This window comes from Extensimonas perlucida, from assembly GCF_007655255.1.
In the GTDB taxonomy this organism is placed as follows: Bacteria; Pseudomonadota; Gammaproteobacteria; order Burkholderiales; family Burkholderiaceae_C; genus Extensimonas; species Extensimonas perlucida.
Window position 1 is genome coordinate 193,666 of record NZ_VMYE01000004.1, and the last position, 23,668, is coordinate 217,333.

The 23,668-nt window shown below is 63.1% G+C and carries 22 protein-coding genes, 2 tRNA genes and 1 pseudogene; 17 read left to right on the forward strand and 8 right to left on the reverse strand.

Features of this window, described 5'->3' with window-relative positions; translation table 11 throughout:
• Positions 1 to 129: 129 nt before the first annotated feature.
• The 5 genes from kdoO to carA all read right to left on the reverse strand — a co-directional run bounded on the left by kdoO (position 130) and on the right by carA (position 6,706).
• Positions 130 to 1,023 (reverse strand): Kdo hydroxylase KdoO, encoded by an 894-nt coding sequence (gene kdoO, locus FK527_RS06000; protein WP_144731054.1) that lies wholly within the window; start codon positions 1,021 to 1,023, stop codon positions 130 to 132.
• A gap of 149 nt (positions 1,024 to 1,172) precedes the next feature.
• A complete protein-coding gene (locus FK527_RS06005) occupies positions 1,173 to 1,592 on the reverse strand; it encodes a DUF4149 domain-containing protein (RefSeq protein ID WP_144731056.1) in 420 nt (139 codons plus the stop codon).
• Between the two features lie 40 nt (positions 1,593 to 1,632).
• Entirely contained in the window at positions 1,633 to 2,109 is a 477-nt protein-coding gene (gene greA, locus FK527_RS06010; protein ID WP_144731058.1) for a transcription elongation factor GreA, read from the reverse strand.
• 99 nt (positions 2,110 to 2,208) lie between these two features.
• Positions 2,209 to 5,529 carry a carbamoyl-phosphate synthase large subunit gene (carB, locus tag FK527_RS06015; protein ID WP_144731060.1) on the reverse strand — a complete coding sequence of 1,107 codons (3,321 nt, stop codon included), beginning with the start codon at positions 5,527 to 5,529 and terminating at the stop codon, positions 2,209 to 2,211.
• Complete coding sequence (gene carA / locus FK527_RS06020; RefSeq protein ID WP_144731062.1) at positions 5,522 to 6,706, reverse strand: glutamine-hydrolyzing carbamoyl-phosphate synthase small subunit; 1,185 nt, start codon at positions 6,704 to 6,706, stop codon at positions 5,522 to 5,524. Before carA ends, carB begins: the two co-directional genes overlap by 8 nt.
• Before the next feature lie 568 nt (positions 6,707 to 7,274).
• Between carA and FK527_RS06025 the strand changes: the two genes are divergently transcribed.
• The 8 genes from FK527_RS06025 to FK527_RS06060 all read left to right on the forward strand — a co-directional run bounded on the left by FK527_RS06025 (position 7,275) and on the right by FK527_RS06060 (position 14,078).
• On the forward strand, positions 7,275 to 8,204 hold the full coding sequence (locus tag FK527_RS06025) for a polyprenyl synthetase family protein (protein WP_144731120.1): 930 nt from the start codon (positions 7,275 to 7,277) through the stop codon (positions 8,202 to 8,204).
• A gap of 37 nt (positions 8,205 to 8,241) precedes the next feature.
• Positions 8,242 to 8,318: transfer RNA gene (locus FK527_RS06030), tRNA-Pro, on the forward strand.
• 137 nt (positions 8,319 to 8,455) lie between these two features.
• The gene (gene pilB / locus FK527_RS06035; protein ID WP_144731065.1) at positions 8,456 to 10,207 is read left to right on the forward strand and encodes a type IV-A pilus assembly ATPase PilB; all 1,752 of its coding nucleotides are present in this window, start codon (positions 8,456 to 8,458) and stop codon (positions 10,205 to 10,207) included.
• A gap of 17 nt (positions 10,208 to 10,224) precedes the next feature.
• Positions 10,225 to 11,445 (forward strand): type II secretion system F family protein, encoded by a 1,221-nt coding sequence (locus FK527_RS06040; RefSeq protein ID WP_144731067.1) that lies wholly within the window; start codon positions 10,225 to 10,227, stop codon positions 11,443 to 11,445.
• Complete coding sequence (locus tag FK527_RS06045) at positions 11,445 to 12,353, forward strand: prepilin peptidase (protein WP_144731069.1); 909 nt, start codon at positions 11,445 to 11,447, stop codon at positions 12,351 to 12,353. The genes FK527_RS06040 and FK527_RS06045 overlap by 1 nt, the downstream gene beginning before the upstream one ends.
• A gap of 4 nt (positions 12,354 to 12,357) precedes the next feature.
• On the forward strand, positions 12,358 to 12,969 hold the full coding sequence (gene coaE / locus FK527_RS06050) for a dephospho-CoA kinase (RefSeq protein ID WP_144731071.1): 612 nt from the start codon (positions 12,358 to 12,360) through the stop codon (positions 12,967 to 12,969).
• A 94-nt stretch (positions 12,970 to 13,063) separates the two neighbouring features.
• Positions 13,064 to 13,819, forward strand: coding sequence for a cell division protein ZapD (gene zapD / locus FK527_RS06055; protein WP_144731073.1), 756 nt, complete (start codon positions 13,064 to 13,066; stop codon positions 13,817 to 13,819).
• Between the two features lie 31 nt (positions 13,820 to 13,850).
• Positions 13,851 to 14,078, forward strand: coding sequence for a DNA gyrase inhibitor YacG (locus FK527_RS06060; protein ID WP_144731075.1), 228 nt, complete (start codon positions 13,851 to 13,853; stop codon positions 14,076 to 14,078).
• Between the two features lie 13 nt (positions 14,079 to 14,091).
• On the opposite strand, the pseudogene FK527_RS06065 reads toward FK527_RS06060, so the two are convergent.
• From FK527_RS06065 to FK527_RS06075, 3 genes and pseudogenes are all read right to left on the reverse strand, one after another.
• Positions 14,092 to 14,376: pseudogene (locus FK527_RS06065) on the reverse strand (transposase); the annotation flags it as partial.
• 136 nt (positions 14,377 to 14,512) lie between these two features.
• The gene (locus tag FK527_RS06070; RefSeq protein ID WP_144731077.1) at positions 14,513 to 15,481 is read right to left on the reverse strand and encodes a lysylphosphatidylglycerol synthase transmembrane domain-containing protein; all 969 of its coding nucleotides are present in this window, start codon (positions 15,479 to 15,481) and stop codon (positions 14,513 to 14,515) included.
• Positions 15,478 to 16,515, reverse strand: a complete 1,038-nt coding sequence (locus tag FK527_RS06075) for a glycosyltransferase family 2 protein (RefSeq protein ID WP_246072686.1) — start codon at positions 16,513 to 16,515, stop codon at positions 15,478 to 15,480. The genes FK527_RS06070 and FK527_RS06075 overlap by 4 nt, the downstream gene beginning before the upstream one ends.
• A 158-nt stretch (positions 16,516 to 16,673) precedes the next feature.
• On the opposite strand from FK527_RS06075, the gene FK527_RS06080 reads away from it, so the two are divergent.
• From FK527_RS06080 to FK527_RS06120, 9 genes are all read left to right on the forward strand, one after another.
• Positions 16,674 to 18,227 carry an ArnT family glycosyltransferase gene (locus tag FK527_RS06080; RefSeq protein WP_186298394.1) on the forward strand — a complete coding sequence of 518 codons (1,554 nt, stop codon included), beginning with the start codon at positions 16,674 to 16,676 and terminating at the stop codon, positions 18,225 to 18,227.
• Entirely contained in the window at positions 18,224 to 19,234 is a 1,011-nt protein-coding gene (locus FK527_RS06085) for an NAD-dependent epimerase (protein ID WP_144731081.1), read from the forward strand. Before FK527_RS06080 ends, FK527_RS06085 begins: the two co-directional genes overlap by 4 nt.
• 89 nt (positions 19,235 to 19,323) lie before the next feature.
• Positions 19,324 to 19,399, forward strand: a tRNA-Lys gene (locus FK527_RS06090).
• A gap of 313 nt (positions 19,400 to 19,712) precedes the next feature.
• The gene (locus FK527_RS06095; RefSeq protein ID WP_144731083.1) at positions 19,713 to 20,369 is read left to right on the forward strand and encodes a hypothetical protein; all 657 of its coding nucleotides are present in this window, start codon (positions 19,713 to 19,715) and stop codon (positions 20,367 to 20,369) included.
• A gap of 341 nt (positions 20,370 to 20,710) precedes the next feature.
• Positions 20,711 to 20,947 (forward strand): hypothetical protein, encoded by a 237-nt coding sequence (locus FK527_RS06100; RefSeq protein WP_144731085.1) that lies wholly within the window; start codon positions 20,711 to 20,713, stop codon positions 20,945 to 20,947.
• Positions 20,948 to 21,035: 88 nt separating this feature from the next.
• Positions 21,036 to 21,248 carry a transcription antiterminator/RNA stability regulator CspE gene (cspE, locus tag FK527_RS06105; RefSeq protein WP_144731087.1) on the forward strand — a complete coding sequence of 71 codons (213 nt, stop codon included), beginning with the start codon at positions 21,036 to 21,038 and terminating at the stop codon, positions 21,246 to 21,248.
• Positions 21,249 to 21,371: 123 nt separating this feature from the next.
• Entirely contained in the window at positions 21,372 to 21,659 is a 288-nt protein-coding gene (locus FK527_RS06110; protein WP_144731089.1) for an RNA recognition motif domain-containing protein, read from the forward strand.
• A gap of 154 nt (positions 21,660 to 21,813) precedes the next feature.
• Positions 21,814 to 23,232 (forward strand): ATP-dependent RNA helicase DbpA, encoded by a 1,419-nt coding sequence (gene dbpA, locus FK527_RS06115; protein WP_144731091.1) that lies wholly within the window; start codon positions 21,814 to 21,816, stop codon positions 23,230 to 23,232.
• A gap of 37 nt (positions 23,233 to 23,269) precedes the next feature.
• Positions 23,270 to 23,668, forward strand: a 399-nt coding sequence (locus FK527_RS06120) for a helix-turn-helix domain-containing protein (RefSeq protein WP_144731093.1), incomplete at its 3' end; no start/stop codon positions are given.

The following is a 23,668-nucleotide window of genomic DNA, read 5'->3' on the forward strand; positions in this document are numbered from 1 at the left end:
AATGCGCCGCAGCGGCCCATTTTTTACCGTCTTCTTGCCCCATAGTCCCGCTATGGGGCGGCGAATCCGGCAAAAACTGGTCTCGCTGGGGCGCATTCTCGCTTTCGACGCCCAAAGTCCGACAGGCTCCTAGCGCGCCACCCCCGCCCCCACCCCCGCGAGCGGGCGCCCCACGAGGCGCGTGAGGATGGCGAGCGGGCTGCTTTGCGGGTCGGCCTCGCGGCCCGGCGGCAGGTACAGCGTTTGCTCCATCATGAACTGGCCGCTCATCACGGCGTGCGTGGCCTGGTCGGAAAAGCACACCCAGACGCTGCCGGGCGGAAAGGGAATCGTCACCAGCGTGCCGTTTTTCTGGTAGTCCTCGTCGAACTTCATCAAGTCGTGCAGCTGCAGCATGAGGTGGTCGTATTCGCTGCGCAGCGACTTGGTCGCATGCACGGCCTTGAGCAGCCGGGCCTGCCACAGGCGGTAGGGTTTGGCCTGGGGCAGAAATTTGCGCGCGATGGCCTCGAACGAATCACCCACGCGCCACACGCGCGGTGCGCCCTGCGGGTTGACGTTGGTGAACACGCGCAGAATGCGCTCGCCGTAGGTGGGCCGGGTCGGGAAGGCGTCGACGTGCATGCGCTGGTCGTCGGCGCGCACCGACTGCGCGCGCACTTCAACCTGCGCGGGCCGAAAGCTCGTGGGCGCTACGCGCAGCTGGCCACGGTACGCGGGCAACAGGTCATCGATGAGCTGCAGCGCCTGCGCGCGAAAGCGGCCGATCATCGCGGCCAGCGCCTTCTGCTCGGCGGCGCTGCCGGCGGCGTGGTTGAGCACACCCTCGGCGTCCAGGCTGACGTTGCGCTTGCCGGGGTCGAGCATGTCTTCGCGCAGCAGGGCTTTTTCTGCGGGGCTGAGTTCGAAGCCCAGGCGCGGGAAAAAAAGCACCTTGCCGGCCTCCAGCGCTGCCGTCCATTCAGGGCGCGCCTGCAGGCCCTGCCACTGGGTGGCGTCCATTTCGACGATAGGGGAATCCATGGTGTCGCGAGCTCCTCTAAAACGGGGCATAGGCACTGAGCCCTGCCCGAGCCGGCCATTGTGCAAGCCAACGCTCCCAGGGGGTTTGCCCTTGGTCAATCGGCTGGGGGATTGGGGCGGCCGGCTGCGCACAACCCGAGGGGCGCGCGTCAGGGCGTCGCGGTTTTGCGCCCCGCGCGCCACAGCACGGCACCCGCGCACAGCCATTGCAGCAGGTACAGCACGCTGCCCACGCTGTGCCACAGGCGCAGGTTCTGGCGCGCGACGATGCGCGGCGCGATGGCGTATTCGCCCAGCAACGCACAGATTACACCGAAAACTATCAATGCGATAGCTGCTTGCGCTTGTGTATCCTTGGCTTTGGCCTGTTTTGATGCATAAATCAGCAGCACCATCGCGCACCCCACCGAGACCCAGCTTTGCGCATGAAACAGCTGCGCCGCCATGTTCCCGGCCATGGCGGGCGTGGGCAAATGGGCAAACAGCAGCGGCACGGCCATGAAGCCAATCGCTGTGAGGCTGCCCCACCACAGCGCCGCCGCCAGCAAGGACATGGGGATCTTTGTCATGGACTCTCGCCTTTGATCGCTTACGTGGCCTTGCTGGTCCTTACTGGTATTTGACGGCGATGATCTCGTAGTGGCGCACGCCGCCGGGCGCCTGCACCTCGGCGGTGTCACCCTCTTCCTTGCCGATCAGCGCGCGTGCGATGGGGCTGCTGATGTTGATCAGGCCCAGCTTCAGGTCGGCCTCGTCCTCGCCAACGATCTGGTAGGTCACCTGCTCGCCCGTTTCTTCGTCTTCGAGTTCCACGGTGGCGCCGAACACCACCTTGCCGCCCGCGTCCAGCGTCGCGGGGTCGATCACTTGCGCAGCGGCGAGCTTGCCTTCGACTTCCTTGATGCGGCCTTCGATGAAGCCCTGGCGGTCTTTGGCGGCGTCGTATTCGGCGTTTTCGCTCAGGTCACCCTGCGCGCGCGCTTCGGCAATGGCGCTGATGACTTCGGGGCGGTCTTTGGTTTTGAGGCGGTGCAGCTCGGCCTTGAGCTGTTCTGCGCCGCGCTTGGTGATCGGAATGGTGGCCATGGTGGTCTGCGTCTTTTTCGTGTCGTGCAAAAGCAAACCGCCGAGGCGAACCCCGGCGGCAAGTGGATGCGGCGATTATGCCGAATCGCTACGGCGGCGTTAAGCCCCTGTTTTCCCCGATGGCGAAAACAGCTGCGCGTGCATCTCCTGCACCGAGATCACGCCCAGCCGGTCCATGAAGCGCATGCCCTCGACGGCAGCCTCGGCGCCCGCGACGGTGGTGATGGTGGGCACGCGCGCCTGCAGTGCGCCGGTGCGTATGGTGCGGCTGTCGGCGATGGCATTGCGGCGCTCTTCCACGGTGTTGATGACCAGCGCGATCTGCCCGCTCTTGATCATGTCCACCACGTGCGGACGGCCTTCGGTGACTTTGTTGACCACCTCGCAGGGCACGCCGGCGGCGGCAATGGCCTGCGCCGTGCCGCGCGTGGCCACGAGCGCAAAGCCCATGGCGTGCAGCGCGCGCGCAATCTGCACAGTCTGGGGCTTGTCGGCGTTTTTCACCGTGAGGAACACCTTGCCGCTGGGCGTGCCGTCGGCCTTGAGCGGGCGCGGCAGGCGCTCGCCGGCGCCCATCTGCGCCTTGATGTAGGCCTCGCCGAAGGTCTTGCCCACGCCCATGACTTCGCCCGTCGATTTCATCTCGGGGCCGAGGATGGTATCGACGCCCGGGAACTTGACGAAGGGAAACACCGCCTCCTTGACGCTGAAGTACGGCGGCACGACTTCGCGCGTCACGCCCTGTTCGGCCAGCGAGCGCCCCGCCATGCAGCGCGCCGCCACCTTGGCAAGCTGTATGCCCGTGGCCTTGCTCACGAAGGGCACGGTGCGGCTCGCGCGCGGGTTGACTTCGAGCACGTAGATCACGTCCTGCTTGCCGCCGCCGTCCTGCGGCACTTCCTGGATCGCAAACTGCACATTCATCAGCCCGACCACGTTCAGCCCCTCGGCCATGGCCGCGGTCTGGCGCTTGAGCTCATCGATGGTGGACTGCTTGAGGTAGTACGGCGGCAGCGAGCAGGCCGAGTCGCCGCTGTGCACGCCGGCCTGCTCGATGTGCTCCATCACGCCACCGATCAGCACCTGGCCCGTGGCGTCACGCACGGCATCGACGTCGCACTCGATGGCGTCGCTCAAAAAGCGGTCCAGCAGCACCGGCGAGTCGTTGCTGACCTTGACGGCCTCGCGCATGTAGCGCTCGAGGTCGCGCTGCTCGTGCACGATCTCCATCGCACGCCCGCCCAGCACGTAACTCGGGCGCACCACCAGCGGGTAGCCCAGCGCCTGGGCTTTTTCGAGCGCCTCGGCCTCGGTGCGCGCGGTGGCGTTGGGCGGCTGGCGCAGGCCCAGCGTGTGCAAGAGCTGCTGAAAGCGCTCGCGGTCTTCGGCGGCGTCGATCATGTCGGGCGTAGTGCCTATGATGGGCACGCCCTCGGCCTCAAGCCCCAGCGCGAGTTTGAGCGGCGTCTGGCCGCCATACTGCACGATCACGCCCGTGGGCTTTTCTTTCTCGACGATCTCGAGCACGTCTTCGAGCGTGAGCGGCTCGAAATACAGCCGGTCACTGGTGTCGTAGTCGGTCGAGACGGTTTCGGGGTTGCAGTTGACCATGATGGTTTCGTAACCATCCTCGCGCATGGCCAGCGCCGCATGCACGCAGCAGTAGTCGAACTCTATGCCCTGGCCGATGCGGTTGGGCCCGCCGCCCAGCACCATGATTTTTTTCTTGTCGGTAGGCTCGGCCTCGCATTCGTCCTCGTAGGTCGAATACATGTAGGCGGTGTTGGTGGCAAATTCGGCCGCGCAGGTGTCCACGCGCTTGTAAACCGGGCGCACGCCCAGCGCGCGGCGGTGCGCCCGCACGGCTTGCTCGCTGGTTTTCAGCAACTTGGCGAGGCGCCGGTCGGAAAAGCCTTTTTTCTTGAGCTGTAGCAGCTCTTGTTTCGAGAGCGCCTCGAGCGCGGCTTCGCCGTGCGTGGCGGTGTGCTGGTCGAGGTCGAGCTCGATCTTCACGATCTCCTCGATCTGCACCAGAAACCACTTGTCTATTTTGGTGAGATGGTGCACCTCATCGAGCGTCCAGCCCGCGGCGAAGGCGTCGCCCACGTACCAGATGCGCTCGGGGCCGGGCTCTCCGAGCTCTTTTTCGAGCACTTCGCGGTCCTGCGTCTTTTCGTTCATGCCATCGACGCCGACTTCGAGCCCGCGCAGCGCCTTCTGGAATGACTCCTGGAACGTGCGCCCAATGGCCATGACCTCGCCCACGCTCTTCATCTGCGTGGTCAGGCGGTTGTCGGCGGCGGGGAATTTTTCGAACGCGAAGCGCGGAATCTTGGTGACCACGTAGTCGATCGTGGGCTCGAAGCTCGCGGGCGTGGCGCCGCCCGTGATTTCGTTGCGCAGCTCGTCGAGCGTGTAGCCCACCGCCAGCTTGGCCGCAACCTTGGCGATCGGGAAACCCGTGGCCTTGGACGCGAGCGCCGACGAGCGCGACACGCGCGGGTTCATCTCGATGACGACCATGCGGCCGTCTTTGGGGTTGACGGAAAACTGCACGTTGGAGCCGCCGGTGTCCACGCCGATCTCGCGCAGCACGGCCAGGCTCGCGTCGCGCAGAATCTGGTATTCCTTGTCGGTCAGCGTCTGCGCGGGCGCGACGGTGATCGAGTCGCCCGTGTGCACGCCCATGGGGTCGAGGTTTTCAATCGAGCACACGATGATGCAGTTGTCGGCCTTGTCGCGCACCACCTCCATCTCGTACTCTTTCCAGCCCACGAGCGACTCTTCGATCAGCAGCTCGCTGGTGGGCGAGGCTTCGAGGCCACGCTTGCAGATGATCTCGAACTCCTCGGGGTTGTAGGCGATGCCGCCGCCCGTGCCGCCGAGCGTGAAGCTCGGGCGGATCACCGTGGGAAAGCCCACGTGCTTTTGCACCTCCCAGGCTTCGGCCATGCTGTGCGCGATACCGCTTTTGGCCGAGCCCAGGCCGATGCGCGTCATGGCCTCCTTGAATTTGAGGCGATCCTCGGCCTTGTCGATGGCCTCGGGCGTGGCGCCGATCAGCTCCACCTGGTACTTGGCGAGCACGCCGTTGCGCCACAGGTCGAGCGCGCAGTTGAGCGCGGTCTGCCCGCCCATGGTGGGCAAAATGGCAAAGCCGCCGGGGTGCTGCGGGCGCTCCTTGGCGATGATTTTTTCGACCGTCTGCCAGGTGATGGGCTCGATGTAGGTGACGTCGGCCGTGGCCGGGTCGGTCATGATCGTCGCGGGGTTGCTGTTGATCAGGATGACCTTGTAGCCCTCTTCGCGCAGCGCCTTGCAGGCCTGCACGCCCGAGTAGTCGAATTCGCACGCCTGCCCGATGACGATGGGGCCGGCGCCGATGATGAGGATGGTTTGAATGTCGCTGCGCTTAGGCATTTTTCTGGCTCTCCATCAGCGCCGTGAAGCGATCGAACAGGTAGGCAATGTCGTGCGGGCCGGGCGAGGCCTCGGGGTGGCCCTGGAAGCAAAACGCGGGCTTGTCGGTGCGCGCAAGCCCTTGCAGCGTGCCGTCGAACAGGCTCACGTGCGTGGCGCGCAGATTCGCGGGCAGCGAGGTTTCATCGACGGCGAAGCCGTGGTTCTGGCTCGTGATCGAGACGCGGCCCGTGTCCAGGTCTTTCACGGGGTGGTTGGCGCCGTGGTGGCCGAACTTCATCTTGAAGGTCTTGGCACCGCTGGCCAGCGCCATGATCTGGTGCCCCAGGCAAATGCCGAAGGTGGGGATACCTGCGTCGATCAGCGTGCGCGCGGCGGCGATGGCGTAATCGCAGGGCTCGGGGTCGCCGGGGCCGTTGGACAGAAAGACGCCGTCAGGACGCAGCGCCAGCACCTCGGCCGCGGGCGTCTGCGCGGGCACCACGGTGAGCTTGCAGCCGCGCGCGGCGAGCATGCGCAGGATGTTTTTCTTCACGCCGAAGTCGTAGGCCACGACATGAAAGCGCGGCGCGGTCTGCGTGCCGTAGCCGGCGCCGAGCTGCCACTCGGTCTGCGTCCAGGCGTAGGGCGCGCGCGTGCTGACCACCTGGGCCAGATCGAGCCCGACCATGCGCGGCGCGCCTTGCGCGAGAGCGATGGCCTGTGCGGCGGCCTGTTCGAGCGCGGCCTGCGTGGCCGCCTGGCCCGGCGCCAGCGCGACGATGGCGCCGTTTTGCGCCCCGCCGGTGCGCAACAGGCGTGTGAGGCGGCGCGTGTCCAGGCCCGCAATGGCGACAGTGCGCTCTTGCACCAGGTAGTCCGAGAGGGTCTGCGTGCAACGGAAGTTGCTGGCGAGCAGCGGCAGGTCTTTGATGATCAGGCCCGCGGCATGGACTTTGTCGGCCTCGACATCCTCGGGGTTGACGCCGTAGTTGCCGATGTGCGGATACGTGAGCGTCACGATCTGCTGGCAGTAGCTCGGGTCGGTGAGGATTTCCTGGTAGCCGGTCATGGCGGTGTTGAACACCACCTCGCCGACCGTGGTGCCCGCGGCACCTATCGATTGCGCTGTAAAGACCGTGCCGTCTGCGAGCGCCAGAATGGCGAGCGGGAAGCTTGCCTTGAGAGACGAAAGCACTGGGGACTCCGAAACGAATGGCGGCCGCCCAGGTCCGCAGGTTGCGCTGGGCAAGGATGGGCATGGACGTGCCTGACCTTGCTGCGCGTGACTGCTCTCAAAAAAGTAGTGGCTTTGGATGCTGGGACGGCGCTTATGCGAGAAAAGCCGCCCATTATATCCGCGCCCTGCGGCGGGCCAGGGCTATGTGAGCCCAAAGTAGTAATGTCCTCTTTATCCCAATTACAAATGTCCCCGGCAGATTGGAAGGAGATGTGCGATGGCGCAGGCGAGGGTGCGCCCCTAGGAGCCTGTCGGGTTTTGGAATCGTCGGCTGCGAATGCGCCGCAGCGGCCCATTTTTTACCGGCTTCTTGCCCCATAGCACCACTATGGGGCGGCGAATCCGGCAAAAACTGGCCTCGCTGGGGCGCATTCTCGCTTTCGACGCCCAAAGTCCGACAAGCTCCTAGCTACGCCGTCATCTCCGACCGGCTTTTTATAATCTGCCGCTATTTGTTGCGGCCACCATCTTGACCTCTCCCACCATTTCCACGCTGCCCTCCCCGCTCGCACTAATTGCCGAAGACATGCATGAAGTGGACCGGGAGCTTGCGAAGCGTCTCACCTCTAGCGTCCCCTTGGTGGCGCAAATTGCGCACTACATCATTGCCGCAGGTGGCAAGCGCCTGCGCCCTGCGCTCTTGTTGCTCGTCTGCGGCGCTCTCGGGTACCGTGGGCAACACCGTTTCATCCTCGCGGCCGTGGTCGAACTCATACACACGGCCACGTTGCTGCATGATGATGTGGTGGATGCCTCCACCTTGCGCCGAGGCCGCGCCACAGCCAACCAAGTGTTTGGCAATCCCGCGAGCGTTCTGGTAGGAGATTTTCTACACACCCGTTCGTTCCAGATGATGGTGGAAACGGGGAGCATGCGCGTTCTGGAGGTCTTGGCCGAAGCCATTAACATCATCGCCGAAGGCGAGGTTCTTCAACTCATGAACATGCATGACGCATCTCTTGATGAAGCCGGCTACTTGCAGGTCATCCGCTCTAAGACCGCTAAGCTGTTCGAGGCCAGCGCACGCTTGGGAGCCATCCTAGCTCAAAGCCCCAGCGCGGTCGAGCAAGCCTGCGCAACCTATGGGCAGGCGCTAGGCACCGCATTCCAGATCATCGACGACGTGCTGGACTATGACGGCGACGCGACGGAAATGGGCAAAAACCTCGGCGACGACCTGCGCGAAGGAAAATCCACGCTCCCGCTGATTGCTGCCATGCAGCGTGGGACACCAGAGCAGGCTACCCTGGTGCGCCAAGCCATTGAACAAGGCTCCGCAGACCGTTTGCACGACATCGTGCACATCGTGCGCAGCACTGGCGCACTGTACGTAGCGCGCGAGGCGGCTCACGCCGAAGCCAGGCGCGCCATCGCCGCGCTCGCGCAATTGCCGAAAAATCCTTACACATCAGGTTTGCTACAATTGGCGGCTCAGCTTCTCGAGCGACGCGCCTGATGAGACATTCGTTCCGCCGCTTTTCCGAGAAGTACCGCGGGGTGTAGCTTAGCCTGGTAGAGCGCTACGTTCGGGACGTAGAGGCCGGAGGTTCGAATCCTCTCACCCCGACCAGAATTTCTTTCTTGTCCGCGCCGCAGAACACCTGTTCCACGATTCCCTTCCGGGATTTGTTTCACGCGGCTTACATTCAACCGCTGTCCATGATGATAGGATGGAATCCTTTCCATACCTAACACACTGCTGCTTACATGGCTGCCGTTGATCCTCTGCAAAAAGAAGCTTCTTCCGTAGCCCTGCCTGGGCTGGTGCGGGCATTGATAGCTGCAGACAAACTCTCCCAAAAAACTGCGGAAGAGATTTACAAAAAATCGCAAACAGGTCGCACCAGTTTCATTGCCGAATTGACCGGGTCGGGCGCTGTTTCAGCCGCGGACCTAGCCCATACCGTTTCGCATGTTTTTGGCACTCCTTTGCTGGACATCAGCACCATCGATCCGCTTCGGCTACCAAAAGGCTTGCTGGATCCGAAGATATGTAGCACCTATCGTGTCTTTCCACTTGCAAAACGAGGAAGTCGCCTCATCGTTGCCACCGCAGACCCAACGGATCAGGAGGCCAGCGAAAAAATCAAATTCACGACCCAGTTGGGCGTAGACTGGGTCATTGCAGAGTATGACAAGCTCAATCGTTTTCTAGATGCCAGCGCCAAAGCGTCGAATGGCGCCACAGATTATGCGATTCCTGATGGGGCTGACTTTGACTTCGACTTCGGCCTGGAAGAAGTCGCTCCGGAAATCCCGGACGAAAGTGCGACCAGTGCAAATTCCGACGTCGAAGATGCACCCATTGTCAGGTTCTTGCACAAAATGCTGCTCGATGCCTTCCACATGCGCGCATCCGACCTGCATTTCGAACCCTATGAGCATCAATACCGCGTGCGCTTTCGTATCGATGGAGAGTTGCGCGAGATTGCCTCGCCGCCGATTGCGATCAAGGACAAGCTGGCTTCGCGCATCAAGGTAATTTCCCGTCTGGATATTTCGGAAAAAAGGGTGCCTCAAGATGGCCGGATGAAGCTGAAAATCGGGCCGGATCGGGTGATCGATTTTCGTGTCAGTACGCTGCCTACCTTGTTCGGCGAGAAAATCGTCATTCGTATTCTCGACCCGGGCTCGGCAAAGATGGGCATAGATGCATTGGGCTACGAACAAGAAGAAAAAGAGCGCCTGCTGCACGCAATCAGCAGGCCCTACGGCATGATTCTCGTCACCGGCCCCACGGGTTCCGGAAAGACGGTTTCACTTTATACCTGCTTGAACCTCCTGAACAAACCCGGGGTCAATATTGCCACGGCCGAAGACCCTTCTGAAATCAATCTGCCCGGCGTAAATCAGGTCAACGTGAACGAAAAGGCCGGGCTGACTTTCGCCGTCGCCCTGCGGGCGTTTTTGCGCCAGGATCCCGACATCATCATGGTAGGCGAAGTCCGCGATCTGGAAACGGCAGACATTGCCGTCAAGGCGGCACAGACCGGGCACCTGGTACTTTCCACGCTGCACACCAACGACGCACCAACGACCCTGACGCGCCTGCGCAACATGGGGGTAGCGCCTTTCAATATTGCCTCCAGCGTCATTCTGATCACAGCACAGCGCCTGGCCCGAAGACTTTGCCCGAACTGCAAGCAACCTGCCGACATTCCCATGGAGGCGCTGCTGGATGCAGGGTTTCAGGAACATGAACTCGATGGCTCCTGGATGCCCTATCATGCCGTGGGTTGTTCTGCCTGCAACAATGGCTACAAGGGCCGCGTCGGCATTTACCAGGTGATGCCCATTTCGGAAGAGATTCAGCGCATCATTTTGCGTGACGGAAGTGCACTGGAAATTGCCGAGCAATCTCGGCTGGAAGGTGTGCGTTCATTGCGCGAAGCCGGCTTGCACAAAGTCAAAATGGGCTTAACCTCGCTCGAGGAAGTGCTGGCTGTCACCAACGACTAAACATACGAGGAAGCAGCATGGCGACCGCAGTAGCAAAAAGAGACGTCAAGGACTTCGTCTTTGAGTGGGAAGGCAAAGACCGCAACGGGAAGGTGGTGCGCGGAGAAACCCGTGCCGTCGGTGAAAACCAGGTGCATGCCTCCCTGCGCCGTCAGGGTGTGCTGCCCACGAAAATCAAAAAACGCCGCATGCGCACGGGCAAGAAAATCAAGCCCAAGGACATTGCCCTGTTTACGCGCCAGTTGGCCACGATGATGAAGGCGGGTGTACCGTTGCTGCAAGCCTTCGATATCGTTGGGCGCGGCAACACCAACCCCAGTGTGGGCAAACTGCTCAACGATATTCGCATGGACGTGGAGACCGGCACGGCCTTGAGCAGCGCTTTTCGCAAATACCCCATGTATTTCGACAGCCTGTATTGCAACCTGGTCGAAGCCGGTGAGGCGGCGGGCATTCTGGATGCGCTGCTCGATCGGCTTGCCACTTACATGGAAAAAACCGAGGCCATCAAGTCCAAGATCAGATCGGCCTTGATGTACCCGGTGTCGGTGATCATCGTTGCCTTCGTAGTGGTCACGATCATCATGATTTTCGTGATCCCGGCATTCAAGGAGGTCTTTACCTCTTTTGGGGCCGACCTCCCTGCCCCCACTCTGTTCGTCATTGGACTGAGTGATGCTTTCGTGCGCTGGTGGTGGCTGATTTTTGGTGTGCTCGGGGGCGGCATCTACTTTTTCATGCAGGCCTGGCGCCGTAATGAAAAAATGCAGATGTTCATGGATCGTCTGCTGTTGCGCTTGCCGATTTTTGGTCCGCTCGTCGACAAGTCCTGTGTCGCTCGCTGGACGCGCACGCTATCGACCATGTTCGCTGCCGGCGTACCTTTGGTCGAGGCACTGGACTCCGTGGGTGGCGCCGCGGGGAATTCGGTCTACGAAATAGCCACGAAAAAAATTCAGCAGGAGGTTTCCGTAGGCACCAGCCTGACTGCCGCCATGACCGATGCCAATGTTTTCCCCTCGATGGTGCTGCAAATGTGCGCGATCGGCGAAGAATCCGGCTCCATAGACCACATGCTGGGCAAGGCGGCTGACTTTTTCGAGGCCGAGGTCGATGACATGGTGGCGGGCCTCTCGAGCCTGATGGAGCCCATCATCATCGTGTTCCTGGGCGTCATCATCGGCGGCATCGTGGTGTCGATGTACCTGCCCATCTTCAAGCTCGGACAGGTCGTTTGATGGGCCTGGAGCTTTGGCCGCCAGCGATGCAAGCCGCGCTGGCAGGTGTGTTGGGGCTGCTGCTGGGCAGCTTTCTCAACGTCGTCATCTACCGCCTGCCCAAGATGATGGAGCGGCAGTGGGCGGCGGAATGCGCCGAGTTTGCCGCGCAGCAGCAACCTCAGGCCGAAAAGCCCACGGCGCACGCTGCGGCAACGGCGCCGGCCGTGCCTGCGCAAGCCTTCAACCTCTGGACGCCACGCTCACGCTGCCCCGCGTGCGGGCATGGCGTGCGCTGGTGGGAAAACATCCCTGTGCTGAGCTTTCTGTTTCTGCGCGGGCGCTGTTCGGCCTGCGGCGCGCGCATAGGCTGGCGCTATCCGCTCGTCGAACTGGCGACCGGCGGCCTCTTTGCCTGGTGCATCGCCCGCTGGGGTTGGACGCCGGCGGGACTTTGCTGGTGCGGCTTTGCGGCCGCCTTGCTCGCGCTGGCTTGCATAGACTGGGACACCACGCTGCTGCCCGACGACATCACCCAGCCTTTGCTGTGGGCGGGCTTGCTGGCTTCTGTGCTGGGCTGGATCGACGTGCCGCTCCAGCATGCCGTGGTCGGCGCGGCGGCGGGGTATTTGTCGCTGTGGCTGGTGTATTGGGGCTTCAAGCTCGCCACGGGCAAGGAGGGTATGGGCTTTGGCGACTTCAAGCTGTTTGCCGCCTTGGGCGCCTGGTTTGGCTGGCAGGCTCTGGTGCCCATCATCCTGCTCGCCTCGGTGATCGGCGCGCTGGTGGGCATCTCGATGAAAGTGCTGCACACGCTGCGCCCGGGCGGTTACGTGCCTTTTGGGCCGTTTCTGGCAGGTGCGGGCCTCGTCGCCATGGTGTTCGGGCCTGGTGCCATCTTGCAGGCAGTCTGGGCGCTGCTGGAGTAAACCCATGCAAAAAACCTTGCGTCTCGGTTTGACCGGCGGCATAGGCAGCGGCAAGAGCACGGTCGCGCAGATGTTCGTCGCGCACGGCGCCGCGCTGATCGATGCCGACCAGATCGCACGCGCCGTGACGGGGCCGGGCGGGGCGGCCATGGCGGCGATCGCCCAGACCTTTGGGCCCGAATATGTCGCATCCGACGGTGCCATGGACCGTGAGCGCATGCGCCGCCTCGCTTTTTCCGACCCCACGGCGCGCGCCAGGCTCGAAGCGATCGTGCATCCCTGTGTGACGCAGGAAAACGAGCGGCGCGCGCGCGATGCCATCGCGCAGGGTAGCGCCCTGCTTGTGTTCGACGTGCCCCTGCTCGTGGAATCCGGCCACTGGGAGCGCCGGCTCGACGCCGTGCTGGTGGTGGACTGCAAGGTAGAGACGCAAGTCCAGCGCGTGATGACACGCAACGGCCTGGAGCGCGCTGCCGTCGAGGCCATCATCGCCGCGCAGGCAACGCGCGCGGCGCGCCGCGGCGCCGCCGACGCCGTGATTTACAACGACGAGGGTGTAAGCTTGGTCGAGTTGCAGCAGCAAGTGGCGCAAACGCTGCAATACTTGGGGCTATGATCCCGCACGACACCGCCAACGCTGGTGTGCTGCATACTTTTTCGCAGCCCCCGACGGCTACCGTGACCCACCGAGCCCCGAGGAAGCCCTCCGCGTGATCCTGTACGAGTACCCCTTCAACGAGCGCGTGCGCACTTACCTGCGGCTGGAGCAGCTGCTGCTGCGGCTGGGCGAGTTGATTCCACGCCCGCAGGCGCTGGACCACCACTTCGCGCTCGCCACCCTGTTCGAGCTCATGGACGTGGCCGCGCGCTCCGATCTCAAGGCCGACCTGTTCAAAGACATCGAGAAGCACAAGCAGCAGCTCGAGAGCTACCGCGGCAACCCTTCGATCTCGGAGCAGGCGCTCGACGCCGTGCTGGAGCAGCTCGACCACTGCCATGGCGCGCTCAACGCCGAGCCCGGCAAGATCGGCCAAAGCCTGACCGAAAACGAGTGGCTCATGGGCATACGCAACCGCATGGGCATCCCCGGTGGCACCTGCAGCTTCGACCTGCCCGCCTACTACGCTTGGCAGCACCAAAGCCCCGAGGCACGCCAGCAGGACTTGCAGCATTGGGCCGGCATGCTGGCGCCGCTCGCTGAAACCGTGTATTTGCTGCTCAAACTGCTGCGCAATGCCGGCATGCCGCAAAAGGTCGCGGTCGTCGGCGGACAGTTCCAGCAAAGCCTGCCGCAGGGCCGCAGCTTCCAGCTTTTGCGCCTGCGCATAGACCCCGCGCTCGGCTTGATTCCCGAGATCAGCGGCAACCGCCTGCTCGTTTCGGTACGGCTTTTGCGCCAGCAAGCCGACGGTCGATTGCTCGCAAGCGGTGAGGATGCCGCATTCGAAATCGCCTTGTGCGCGTAAGAAACCCTAACGACGCAGCCGCACGCACGCCATGACCCGCACCCCCGCGCCGCAGCCACCCGCGCCCGAGCGGCACGTCATCTGCCCGGCCTGCGGCGGCGACAGTATCTACGGCCCTAACAACCCCTATAGGCCGTTTTGCTGCGAGCGCTGCAAGCAGATCGACCTGGGCGCCTGGGCCAGCGAGTCTTTTCGCGTGCCCACCGAGGCGCCGCCCGACGACGCGCCCTGCGGCGACCCGCGCTTCGACAAAGCATGAAAATTGCTCAGGCTAGGCGTCCAGAGGCCGGCAGTTGCGCGAACTCACGGTACAGCGGTGCGTCGAAGAACGCCTCTTCCATCGCCTGGTCGGCCAGATTGAACCATTGCTGCATGAAGTGGATGCGCAGCATGGTCTGCAGCGCAAAGGGTGGGCGTCCTTTAATGCCTTCACTGTAGTAGGGCGCAATCAGCTGCACCAGCTCATCCCACGGCACCACCTTGTCCATCTGTTCGAGGAACACTTGCTTGCGCGTCTTGCGCACAGTCAGACTCAGGTCGAGGCTGGCTTGTTTCATGGGTTCAAAAGATGCCATCTTTCGCTTACACCTGCCAAATTTTTGATGGGGTGTTGCAGGATGTCCCTAAGAATTTTTTGTTTCAAAATTCTGCATAGTAGCGGCGGCACCGCTGCTTGCGCTGCAGCGCAAACCCTCATCCGCGCTGCCGCGCACTGCGCCCGGGCATGCCGAAAGCCAAGGCGCCCACGGCGCCTTGCACGAGCGCATACCCTCCGTAAACCAGGGCCACACCCATCGCGGCCGCCGCGGGCACGCCAAAAGGAGCCAGCGCTGCGATGCTCGCGGCCTCGCGCGTACCCCACCCGCCTATGCTGACAGGAAGGGCTGCGAGCAGAAATATCGGCGCCATGGCAAAGGCCCAGGCCGAGGCGGGCAAGTGCACGTCCAAAGCCAGGCCACCCAAAGCCAGCGCGGTTGCGGACAGAACCTGCACCATGCCCGACGACAGCGCTTGCAGCAGCCATTGGCGCCCCGCGTCGGGGCGTGCCGCGGCTTGCGTCAGTGGCGCCAGCCAGGCAGAGGTGGTGTTGGGCCGCTTGGCGCGCAGCCACAGCAGCAGCACCCACGGGAATGCGAGCAAAAGCAACGCTCCCAAAACGGCCACCACCAGAACAAAAAACGGGCGGACATGCAGCACCGGCGCCAAGGCAGGCGCCGAAGCCGCCGCGCCCAGGGCGCCGAGCGCGCACAGCATCCACACGCCGCTCAGGCGATCGAGCAGCACCGACAAGGATGCAACGGCTTTGGCTGCCGGCATGGGCGCCGCGGGCGCTTGCAGCATGCCGAAAGCCGCCACCGCACGATAAACGTCGCCGCCGACCACGGCGCCAGGCAGCAGCGCGTTCAACCCTATGGCCTGAAAATACCAGCGCAGCGCGTCCATCCAGCGCATGGGCAGACCCAGCCACTGCGCCAGCGCGTGCCAGCGCCAGGCGGAGACAACATTCGAGGCGAACGCCGCCACAAGGCCGAGCAACAGCCAACGCCCATCGGCCTCGCGCAGCCGCAGCAGCAAGGCCGCCGGGTCCGCCAGATAGGCCACGGCCGCAAGCAGTGCGAGGCCGGCCAGGCCTTTGAGCCAGCCTTTGCGCGAACGGTTCACGTCGAAGCCGCGGCGCGCACTGCCGGCTGCGATGCCGGGGCTTTACCGCCGGCACCTTGCGGCGTTTGCAATTCTGCGCAGGCCCCGTACTCATGGGCATGGTATTGCTGCCCGCCTCCCGACTCGTAATAGATGCGCGTGAGCAGCTCACCCACGAGCCCCACGGCAATGAACTGCATGCCCATGAGCACCAGCAGCACACCCGCGAGCAGCAGGGGCCGCCCGCCAATGTCCGCCCCCAGAAGCTTTTGCACCAGCAGCCAGGCCAGGATCAGCATGCCAGGCGTGGCCAGCCACAGGCCCAGGCCGCCGAAGGCATGCAGCGGGCGCTGGCGAAAGCGCATGAAAAACACCATGAAGATCAGGTCGAGGATGACGCGAAACGTGCGGTCTATCCCGTACTTGGAAACACCGCGCGTGCGCGCGTGGTGGCGCACGGGCACTTCCGCGATGCGCGCGCCCGCGTCGCGCGCAAGCGATGGAATGAAGCGGTGCAACTCGCCATAGAGCCGGATGCGGTCGATGATGGGCCGGCGGTAAGCTTTGAGGGCACAGCCGTAGTCGTGCAGCTGCACCTGGGTCGCGCGCGAGATCAGCCGGTTGGCCAGCACCGACGGCAGGCGCCGCGACAAGGCTTTGTCCTGGCGGTTCTGGCGCCAGCCGGAAATCATGTCCACCGTGGGGTCGGCCTCGAGCCGCGCGAGCAGCAGCGGGATGTCGCCGGGCTCGTTTTGCAGGTCGGCATCCAGGGTCACGACGTAGCGGCCGCGCACGCGATCGAAGCCCGCCTGCAATGCGCTCGACTGGCCATAGTTGCGCACCAGGCACACGGCTCGCAGCCATGGGCGGGTCGCGGCGAGCTCGCGCAGGCGCTCGCCGCTGCCGTCGGTCGAGCCATCGTCCACCGCGATCAGCTCGTAGCTGAGCGGCTGCGTGCGCATGGCGGCGTCGATGCGCTCCACCAGCTCTGGCAGATTGTCGAATTCGTTGTAAATGGGGACGACGATGGAGACGTCGGGATCGGGCGCAGTCACGGGGAGCATGTTCCAAAGGTAAACGGCAGCCGCCTATACTACCCCGTTGCCCTACCCCGTTGCCTCACCGCTGCGTGCTTGCAGCGGCAACCCCATCCCTAATGCCTGCCTGGCGCACCGTGCAAGCACCTGTTTGCCGACGCCCGCGGCCTTTCTCCATGACGTCCGCGCACACACCGTCCTCCCGAGACTGGCAAGCCCGCCTGTACGAGCATCCGCTCGTCTGGCTCGTGCTGCTGACCGTGGCGCACGTGGTATCCCGCGTGGCGATTTCACCGGGCATGAAGTGGGACGAATCGGAGCAGATTCTGTGGGCGCAGCAGTTTGCCTTGGGTTATGGGCCGCAGCCGCCGCTCTACACCTGGATGCAATGGGCCGTGTGCCAACTGCTGGGGCCGAGTGTGCTCGCGCTGGCGCTCGTAAAACAAGTGCTGATCGCGCTGAGCTACGTGCTGGCCTGGCACGCGGCACGCACCCTGCTCGACCCGCCGGGTGCCTGGCGCGTCGCCGGGGCGCTGGTGCTGATGCTGCCGTTCGGCTGGCACGCGCTGCGTGACCAGACGCACAGCGTGCTGGTCACGGCCATGGGTTTTGGCGCCTGGTGGGCGGTGCTGCGCCAGATCCGTGCGCCGCAGCCTGGCAATTTTTTGTGGCTCGGGCTGTTCTGCGGCTTAGGGCTGCTGACCAAATACAACTTCGCGCTGTTCATCGCCGCCTTGCTGCTTGCAGCCCTGACCGTGCCGCAGGCACGGCGCGCCGTGCTGGCCCCCGGATGGTGGTGGGCACCACTCGTGGGGCTGCTGATCTTTGCGCCCCACGGGTATTGGCTGCTCTCGCACTGGCACCAGGCCACCGCGGAAACATTGCAGAAGATGGATATCTCGGCGCAAAGAACGTGGTTGCAAGGCTTGGGCAGTCTGGCACTGGCGGTGCTCTCGACGCTGGGCCTGTGGCTGCTGGTATTGCTGCTGAGCTACCGCCGCCGGTTGTGGCGCGCAAACCCTGGACGGCCCCCCACCAGCCCCCCCGGCCATAGCACCCCGGCCTGGCGTGCCTGGGCTTGGCCCTTGCTTGGTCGCTATCTGCTCATCGTGTGCCTGGCGCTCTTGGGCATGGTGCTGGCAGGCGGCGTGAGCCATTTCAAGCAGCGATGGGTGCTGCCGCTGCTGTCGATCACCCCACTGGCCTTGTATGTCTGGCGCCCGGTGCTGCTCGAGCCCGCTGCCGGCCGCGGCTACACCACCGCCGTAGTGGGGGTGGCACTGTTTTTTCTGGTGCTGGCCACGGCACGCCCCTGGATCGCCGGCTGGCGCGGCGACGCGGACGAACTCAATCACCCCGTGCCCCAACTCGCAGAACTACTCACGCGCGCCGGCTACGATGGCCGCGGCGTGATCGTCGGCTCCGACCACATGATCGCGGCCATGTTGCATTCGCGCTTTCCGCAAGGCTTTGCGCTCGCGTGTGCGGGGCCCGATCCTTCGCAAGCGGACTGCATCCGCAGCGCACATGCGCGTGCCCATGCGGCGGGCGTGGGCCTGCTGCTGGTGGCGCGCCGCGACCGTGCGCCCGCGAGTTGGTGGAATGGCGTTTTTGCCGTGCTGCCGGCCGCACCAGTGCATGCACTCGATCTTCCCTTGGACAAAATGCCCCGCAACACGCCGCCCATGCGCTATGAATATGTGTGGCTGCCGGCCCCGATCGCGCCATGAACCCTGTTCTCGTCACCGGCAGCGCCGGCTTCATCGGTATGCACTGCGCGCTGCGCCTGCTCGAACGCGGTTGCCCAGTTGTCGGGCTGGACAACCTCAACAGTTACTACGACGTAGCGCTCAAGCAGGCTCGGCTTGCGCAGCTGCAGGCCCATCCGGGCTTTCGCTTCGTCAAGTTGGACTTGGCCGACCGCCAGGGGCTGGCTGCACTGTTCGACGAGGTGCGCCCGCACCGTGTCCTGCACTTGGCTGCCCAGGCGGGGGTGCGCTACTCGATCGAGCACCCGGACGACTACACCGACGCCAACCTGCTCGGCTTTGCCAACCTCCTGCAATGCTGCCGCAAACACCAAGTGGAACACCTGGTCTATGCCAGCAGCTCCAGCGTCTATGGCAGCAACGCCAAGATGCCGTATGCCGAAAGCGACGCGGTGGACCATCCGATCAGCTACTACGCCGCGACCAAAAAAGCCAACGAGCTCATGGCGCACACGTATGCGCACCTCTACGGCATCCCCATGACCGGACTGCGCTTTTTCACCGTGTATGGCCCCTGGGGCCGGCCAGACATGGCCTTGTTCAAGTTCACCCGCGCCATGCTCGCGGGCGAAACCATAGACGTGTATGGCAATGGCCAACTGGTGCGCGATTTCACCTACATCGACGACATCGTTGAGGGCGTGCTGCGCGTACTCGACAAGCCCGCCACCCCTGATGCGCACTTCGACCCGCTGCACCCGAACCCCGCCACCAGCTCCGCGCCCTACCGCATCTTCAACATCGGCAACAGCACACCCACGGTCTTGCTGGACTACATCGCAGCGCTCGAAGCAGCCCTAGGCATCAAAGCAAAAAAACGCCTGCTGCCGCGCCAGCCCGGCGACATGCAAAGCACCGCGGCCGACACGCGAGCGCTACAGGCATGGGTAAACTTTGCCCCGGCGACCAGCGTGAAAGAAGGTGTGCGGCGCTTTGTGGATTGGTACCGTGGTTTTTTTGGCGCGTAGCAAAAATGCCGTCATACGCGCCCCCAATGTGCCAAAAAAGTAAGGTGATTTAACGTATAATTTTTAGCTCTGCTGCCACAGCAGAGATCGGGTTCTTAGCTCAGTTGGTAGAGCAGCGGACTCTTAATCCGTAGGTCGAGTGTTCGAGTCACTCAGGACCCACCAAATTAAAGCGTGCTAAGTGCATGATTTACAAAGGCCTCCCTCAGGAGGCCTTTGTTTTTCCCGGCGCAAACAGTGCCCAAAGGGATGTTTGATAGCGCAAGTGATAGCGCAGAGCTCTGCCGGACACGGCGGTAGCGTTCGCGCAACGGCGCTCCAAACGAGCGAGGTTCGGCCCCAGCAGGCTAAAACCCGCACCTACACCCGTCATCCACAACTTGGGAATGACGAAAAATGAGTAGGTATCACACCCCCCTTCTGGCCACGCTGGCTGCGCAGGCCACCCTCCCCTGCGTGGCATCTGCGGAGGTCCACCATGGCTAAGCAGTCCACACGCACCCCCAGCCCTTTCAAATATCGCAACGGCTGGCGTATCCAAGTGACCCTGGCCAACAGCAAGCGCCCGGCACGCACCTTCGAGAAATACGCCGATGCTCAGGCCTGGGCCAACGAACAGCTGGCCAATGCCGACTGCGAACACACCCCTGTGCTGGGTGGCCCCACGCAAGCGACCCTGGCCCAGGCACTTGACCACTACGCACGGCACTGCTCTGTTTCAAAAAAGGGCGTAGCGCAGGAACTGACACGCATCAACCAGTACCTGGAAGCCACTGAGCTGCCCTTGCTCAAAGCCTACGCGAACGAAGACGGCGGCATCGATATCCGGCCCCTGGCACGCAACAGCACCCGGCCCGAGTTCGAGGCCTATATACGCAAGCGACGGGGCGCGCGCGATGGGACGTTCGCGTTCAAGCACCGCTTGGCGCAGATGAAGTGCAGCCGCATCTCGCCGACCGACATCCTGGCGTTTCGCGCCCAGATGCTCAAGGACGGACTGAGCGAGAGCACGATACAAAAGGAAATCGCAGCGATTGCCATCGGTCGTTGCCGTTCTGACGCGCCACAATTTCTTCCTCGCAGCGGTCATCTGTGTGCCCGCGTGCTCTCCGACCCGACGGTCGATTTCATCTGAGTAGCTGACATTGGGGTCATGCCAGATTGAGGCAGCATCTTGCCGAAAACGTGACGCAAGCACCCGAGGCACAAAAATCTTTTCATGTTTTGAAATTTTGTGTTAGAGTCAAAGCGTTTACAGTTTCTGCTTGCTGGCTGTAAACAGTTTGACTCTAGCTCACGGCACCAACCAAGCCGTCCTCTTTTCAGCCACCGACCCGTCATATCGCATGGGTTGATCTGGTGGTCACTCTCCCCTCTGGCAAGCTCAACAGGTCGTACGTCGTACTGCCGCAGTCGTCGTCCATCCATGGGCACGACGGCAGGTGCGTTGCGCACGACTCGAGAAAGTTGGCATACATGTCTTCCATGACACAAGAGTCTTTCCGCATCGGAAAGCTGCTATTCACCCCCTTCAGCCGCCTCGCAGAAGATGGCCGCTACAAAGCCGGACTGTCCATCAAGCGAGGGCAGGGCTCCTCTACCCACGACCGTGTCAGCATCTATGTTCCCACGTTCACCAGGATTGAAGAAGCGCTGATCTATGCACGAGCCATGGGCAACTACGAGTCCATCGGTTTGGCAACACCCGCCTGACCCACATCAGACGCGGCGCTTACAGTACTTTTCATTCACCCAATTTTTTGACGCAATGTCGCGTCTTTAAAACCGAAAGGAATTCAACATGACAACTCAAACCGGAACCGTGAAATGGTTCAATGAAAGCAAAGGTTTTGGCTTCATTGCCCCTGACGATGGAGGCAAGGACCTGTTTGCCCACTTCAGGGAAATCCAGGGCAGCGGCTTCAAGACCCTGACTGAAAACCAAAAAGTGGAATTTCAGGTGACCCAGGGCCCCAAAGGCGCGCAAGCGTCGAACATCTGCAGCGTGGCCTAAACCAACCTTGATCCTGCCGTGCCGACCATCACTGGTTGAGTCATCCTCAGGCGCGATGCAAGAACATCCGCCGATTTTCGTGGCTTCTTAAAACTGCCACGCACTCTCTCCGAAAGGCTCCAAATGAGTAACAAAATTTACGTCGGCAACTTGCCTTATTCCGTTGACGATCACTCGTTGAATCAAAACTTTTCCGCGTATGGAAGTGTTACATCCGCGAAGGTGATGATTGACCGCGATACCGGTCGATCCAAAGGTTTTGGCTTTGTTGAAATGACCACTGCTGATGAGGCCCAGGCAGCAATTACCGGGCTTCACGGCATGTCTGTAGGCGGACGATCTATCGTCGTCAACCTGTCGCGGCCGAAAGAATCCGGCGCGGGCTACGGTGGCGGTCAACGTCGCTACTGATAGTACGTAAGGGTGAAGCCCACGAGATCGCCGACCAGTAGCCGCCTCAATCCTCGTAAGGCCTCCTTTTATTTCCCTTCGCATGGAGGCTCGATGCAGGCACTGGCGATCTGATTCGATGCCGGCCAGCCGGCTTCCTGCGTAACATGCATGCATGACCATTTCCCTGCCAGCCTCCAACAGTTTCGACACGCTCGACCTTTCTGTCCCGGCCCGAGAGAACCTTCGCCGGCTCGGCTACCTCGAAATGACCGCCATCCAGGCGGCCAGCCTACCTACCGCGCTGCAAGGCCGGGACGTGATCGCCCAGGCCAAGACCGGCAGTGGCAAGACCGCGGCCTTCGCGCTGGTCCTGCTGGCCAGGCTCGATGTGCGCCGCTTCGCGGTGCAGGCCTTGGTACTGTGCCCCACGCGTGAGCTGGCCGACCAGGTCACGACCGAGATCCGCCGGCTGGCGCGCGCACAGGACAACGTCAAGGTCGTCACCCTCGCCGGCGGCGTGCCGCTGCGCGGGCAGACCACCAGCCTGGAGCACGGCGCCCACGTCGTGGTCGGCACGCCCGGGCGCGTGATAGACCACCTCGAGCGCGGCCATCTCGACCTCGATGCGCTCGCGACGCTGGTGCTCGACGAAGCCGACTGCATGCTGGACATGGGCTTCGTCGACGACATTGCGAAGGTGGCCCGCCAGTGCCCGGCGCAGCGCCAGACCCTGCTGTTCTCGGCGACCTACCCCGAGGGCATCGCCAGGCTCGCCGCGCAGTTGCTGTGCGAGCCAGTCACGGTGAAGGTGGAGGCGCAGCACGGCAGCGAACAGATAGAACAGCGCTGGTACGAGGTACGCGAGGACCAGCGGCTGCCGGCGGTGGCGCGACTGCTGGAACATTTCCGTCCGGTCAGCACGCTGGCCTTCTGCAACACCAAGGCGCGCTGCCGCGAGCTGGTGCAATTGCTGCAGGCGCAGGGCTACAGCGCGCTCGCGCTGCATGGCGATCTGGAGCAGCGCGAGCGCGACCAGGTGCTGGTTCGCTTCGTGAACGGAAGCTGCTCGGTGCTGGTCGCCACCGACGTCGCGGCGCGCGGGCTCGACGTCGCTAGCCTCGCCGCCGTCGTCAACGTGGACATCTCGCCCGATCCCGAAGCGCACGTGCACCGAATCGGCCGCACCGGCCGCGCGGGCGAAAGCGGCCTCGCGTTTAGCCTCGCGTCGTTGGATGAGATGGGTGCGGTCGGGCGTATCGAGCAGTTGCAGGGGCGGCCCTCGGCTTGGCATGCGCTTACCGAGCTTACGCCGACCCCCGGGGGGTGCCTGTTGCCGGCGATGGCGACGGTCCACATCCAGGCCGGGCGTAAGGACAAGATCCGCCCGGGCGACGTGCTGGGGGCGCTCACCTCCGACCTACGCTATACGCGCGAGCAGGTGGGCAAGATCGACATCAACGAGTTTGCTACCTACGTGGCCGTGGAACGCACCATCGCGCACGAGACCGTCGCGCGCCTGAACGGCGGGCGCATCAAGGGCCGCGCGGTGAAGGCGCGGTTGCTGAATGATGACTATAGACCCGGCAATTAAGGGTTGAGTTTCGATCATCCGCCCTCAGCTACAGGGCATGGACAAAGAAGACGGACGCAAGCTGCCGCGGCAAGCGCAGCATGAAAGACGCAAGCAGGCGGTGCGGCTGCACCAGCGGGGCATGTCGGTCAAAGACATTGCTGCCGCGCTGGGGGTGGCCCAGGGCACCGTACGCAGCGCCGTCAAAGCGGTACAAGCCGGCGGCATCAAAGCGCTCAAGCCCAAACCCACGGGTCGGGCCGTCGGCCAAAAGAGAAAACTCACGCCCGAGCAAGAGTTGCACATCCAGCGCTTGATCTGCAAAAACCGCCCCGAGCAACTCAAGCTATCGTTTGCGTTGTGGACACGCGCCGCCGTGATGCTGCTCGTGCAACAAGAGTGCAGCATCGAGCTGCCCGTGCGCACCATGGGCGAATACCTCAAGCGCTGGGGCTTC

Coding starts and splice junctions, on each gene's coding strand:
- kdoO (WP_144731054.1), bottom strand. CDS start 1,023: ATGGATTCCCCTATCGTCGAAATGGACGCCACCCAGTGGCAGGGCCTG.
- FK527_RS06005 (WP_144731056.1), bottom strand. CDS start 1,592: ATGACAAAGATCCCCATGTCCTTGCTGGCGGCGGCGCTGTGGTGGGGC.
- greA (WP_144731058.1), bottom strand. CDS start 2,109: ATGGCCACCATTCCGATCACCAAGCGCGGCGCAGAACAGCTCAAGGCC.
- carB (WP_144731060.1), bottom strand. CDS start 5,529: ATGCCTAAGCGCAGCGACATTCAAACCATCCTCATCATCGGCGCCGGC.
- FK527_RS06025 (WP_144731120.1), top strand. CDS start 7,275: ATGCATGAAGTGGACCGGGAGCTTGCGAAGCGTCTCACCTCTAGCGTC.
- pilB (WP_144731065.1), top strand. CDS start 8,456: ATGGCTGCCGTTGATCCTCTGCAAAAAGAAGCTTCTTCCGTAGCCCTG.
- FK527_RS06040 (WP_144731067.1), top strand. CDS start 10,225: ATGGCGACCGCAGTAGCAAAAAGAGACGTCAAGGACTTCGTCTTTGAG.
- FK527_RS06045 (WP_144731069.1), top strand. CDS start 11,445: ATGGGCCTGGAGCTTTGGCCGCCAGCGATGCAAGCCGCGCTGGCAGGT.
- coaE (WP_144731071.1), top strand. CDS start 12,358: ATGCAAAAAACCTTGCGTCTCGGTTTGACCGGCGGCATAGGCAGCGGC.
- FK527_RS06060 (WP_144731075.1), top strand. CDS start 13,851: ATGACCCGCACCCCCGCGCCGCAGCCACCCGCGCCCGAGCGGCACGTC.
- FK527_RS06080 (WP_186298394.1), top strand. CDS start 16,674: ATGACGTCCGCGCACACACCGTCCTCCCGAGACTGGCAAGCCCGCCTG.
- FK527_RS06085 (WP_144731081.1), top strand. CDS start 18,224: ATGAACCCTGTTCTCGTCACCGGCAGCGCCGGCTTCATCGGTATGCAC.
- FK527_RS06095 (WP_144731083.1), top strand. CDS start 19,713: ATGGCTAAGCAGTCCACACGCACCCCCAGCCCTTTCAAATATCGCAAC.
- FK527_RS06100 (WP_144731085.1), top strand. CDS start 20,711: ATGTCTTCCATGACACAAGAGTCTTTCCGCATCGGAAAGCTGCTATTC.
- cspE (WP_144731087.1), top strand. CDS start 21,036: ATGACAACTCAAACCGGAACCGTGAAATGGTTCAATGAAAGCAAAGGT.
- FK527_RS06110 (WP_144731089.1), top strand. CDS start 21,372: ATGAGTAACAAAATTTACGTCGGCAACTTGCCTTATTCCGTTGACGAT.
- dbpA (WP_144731091.1), top strand. CDS start 21,814: ATGACCATTTCCCTGCCAGCCTCCAACAGTTTCGACACGCTCGACCTT.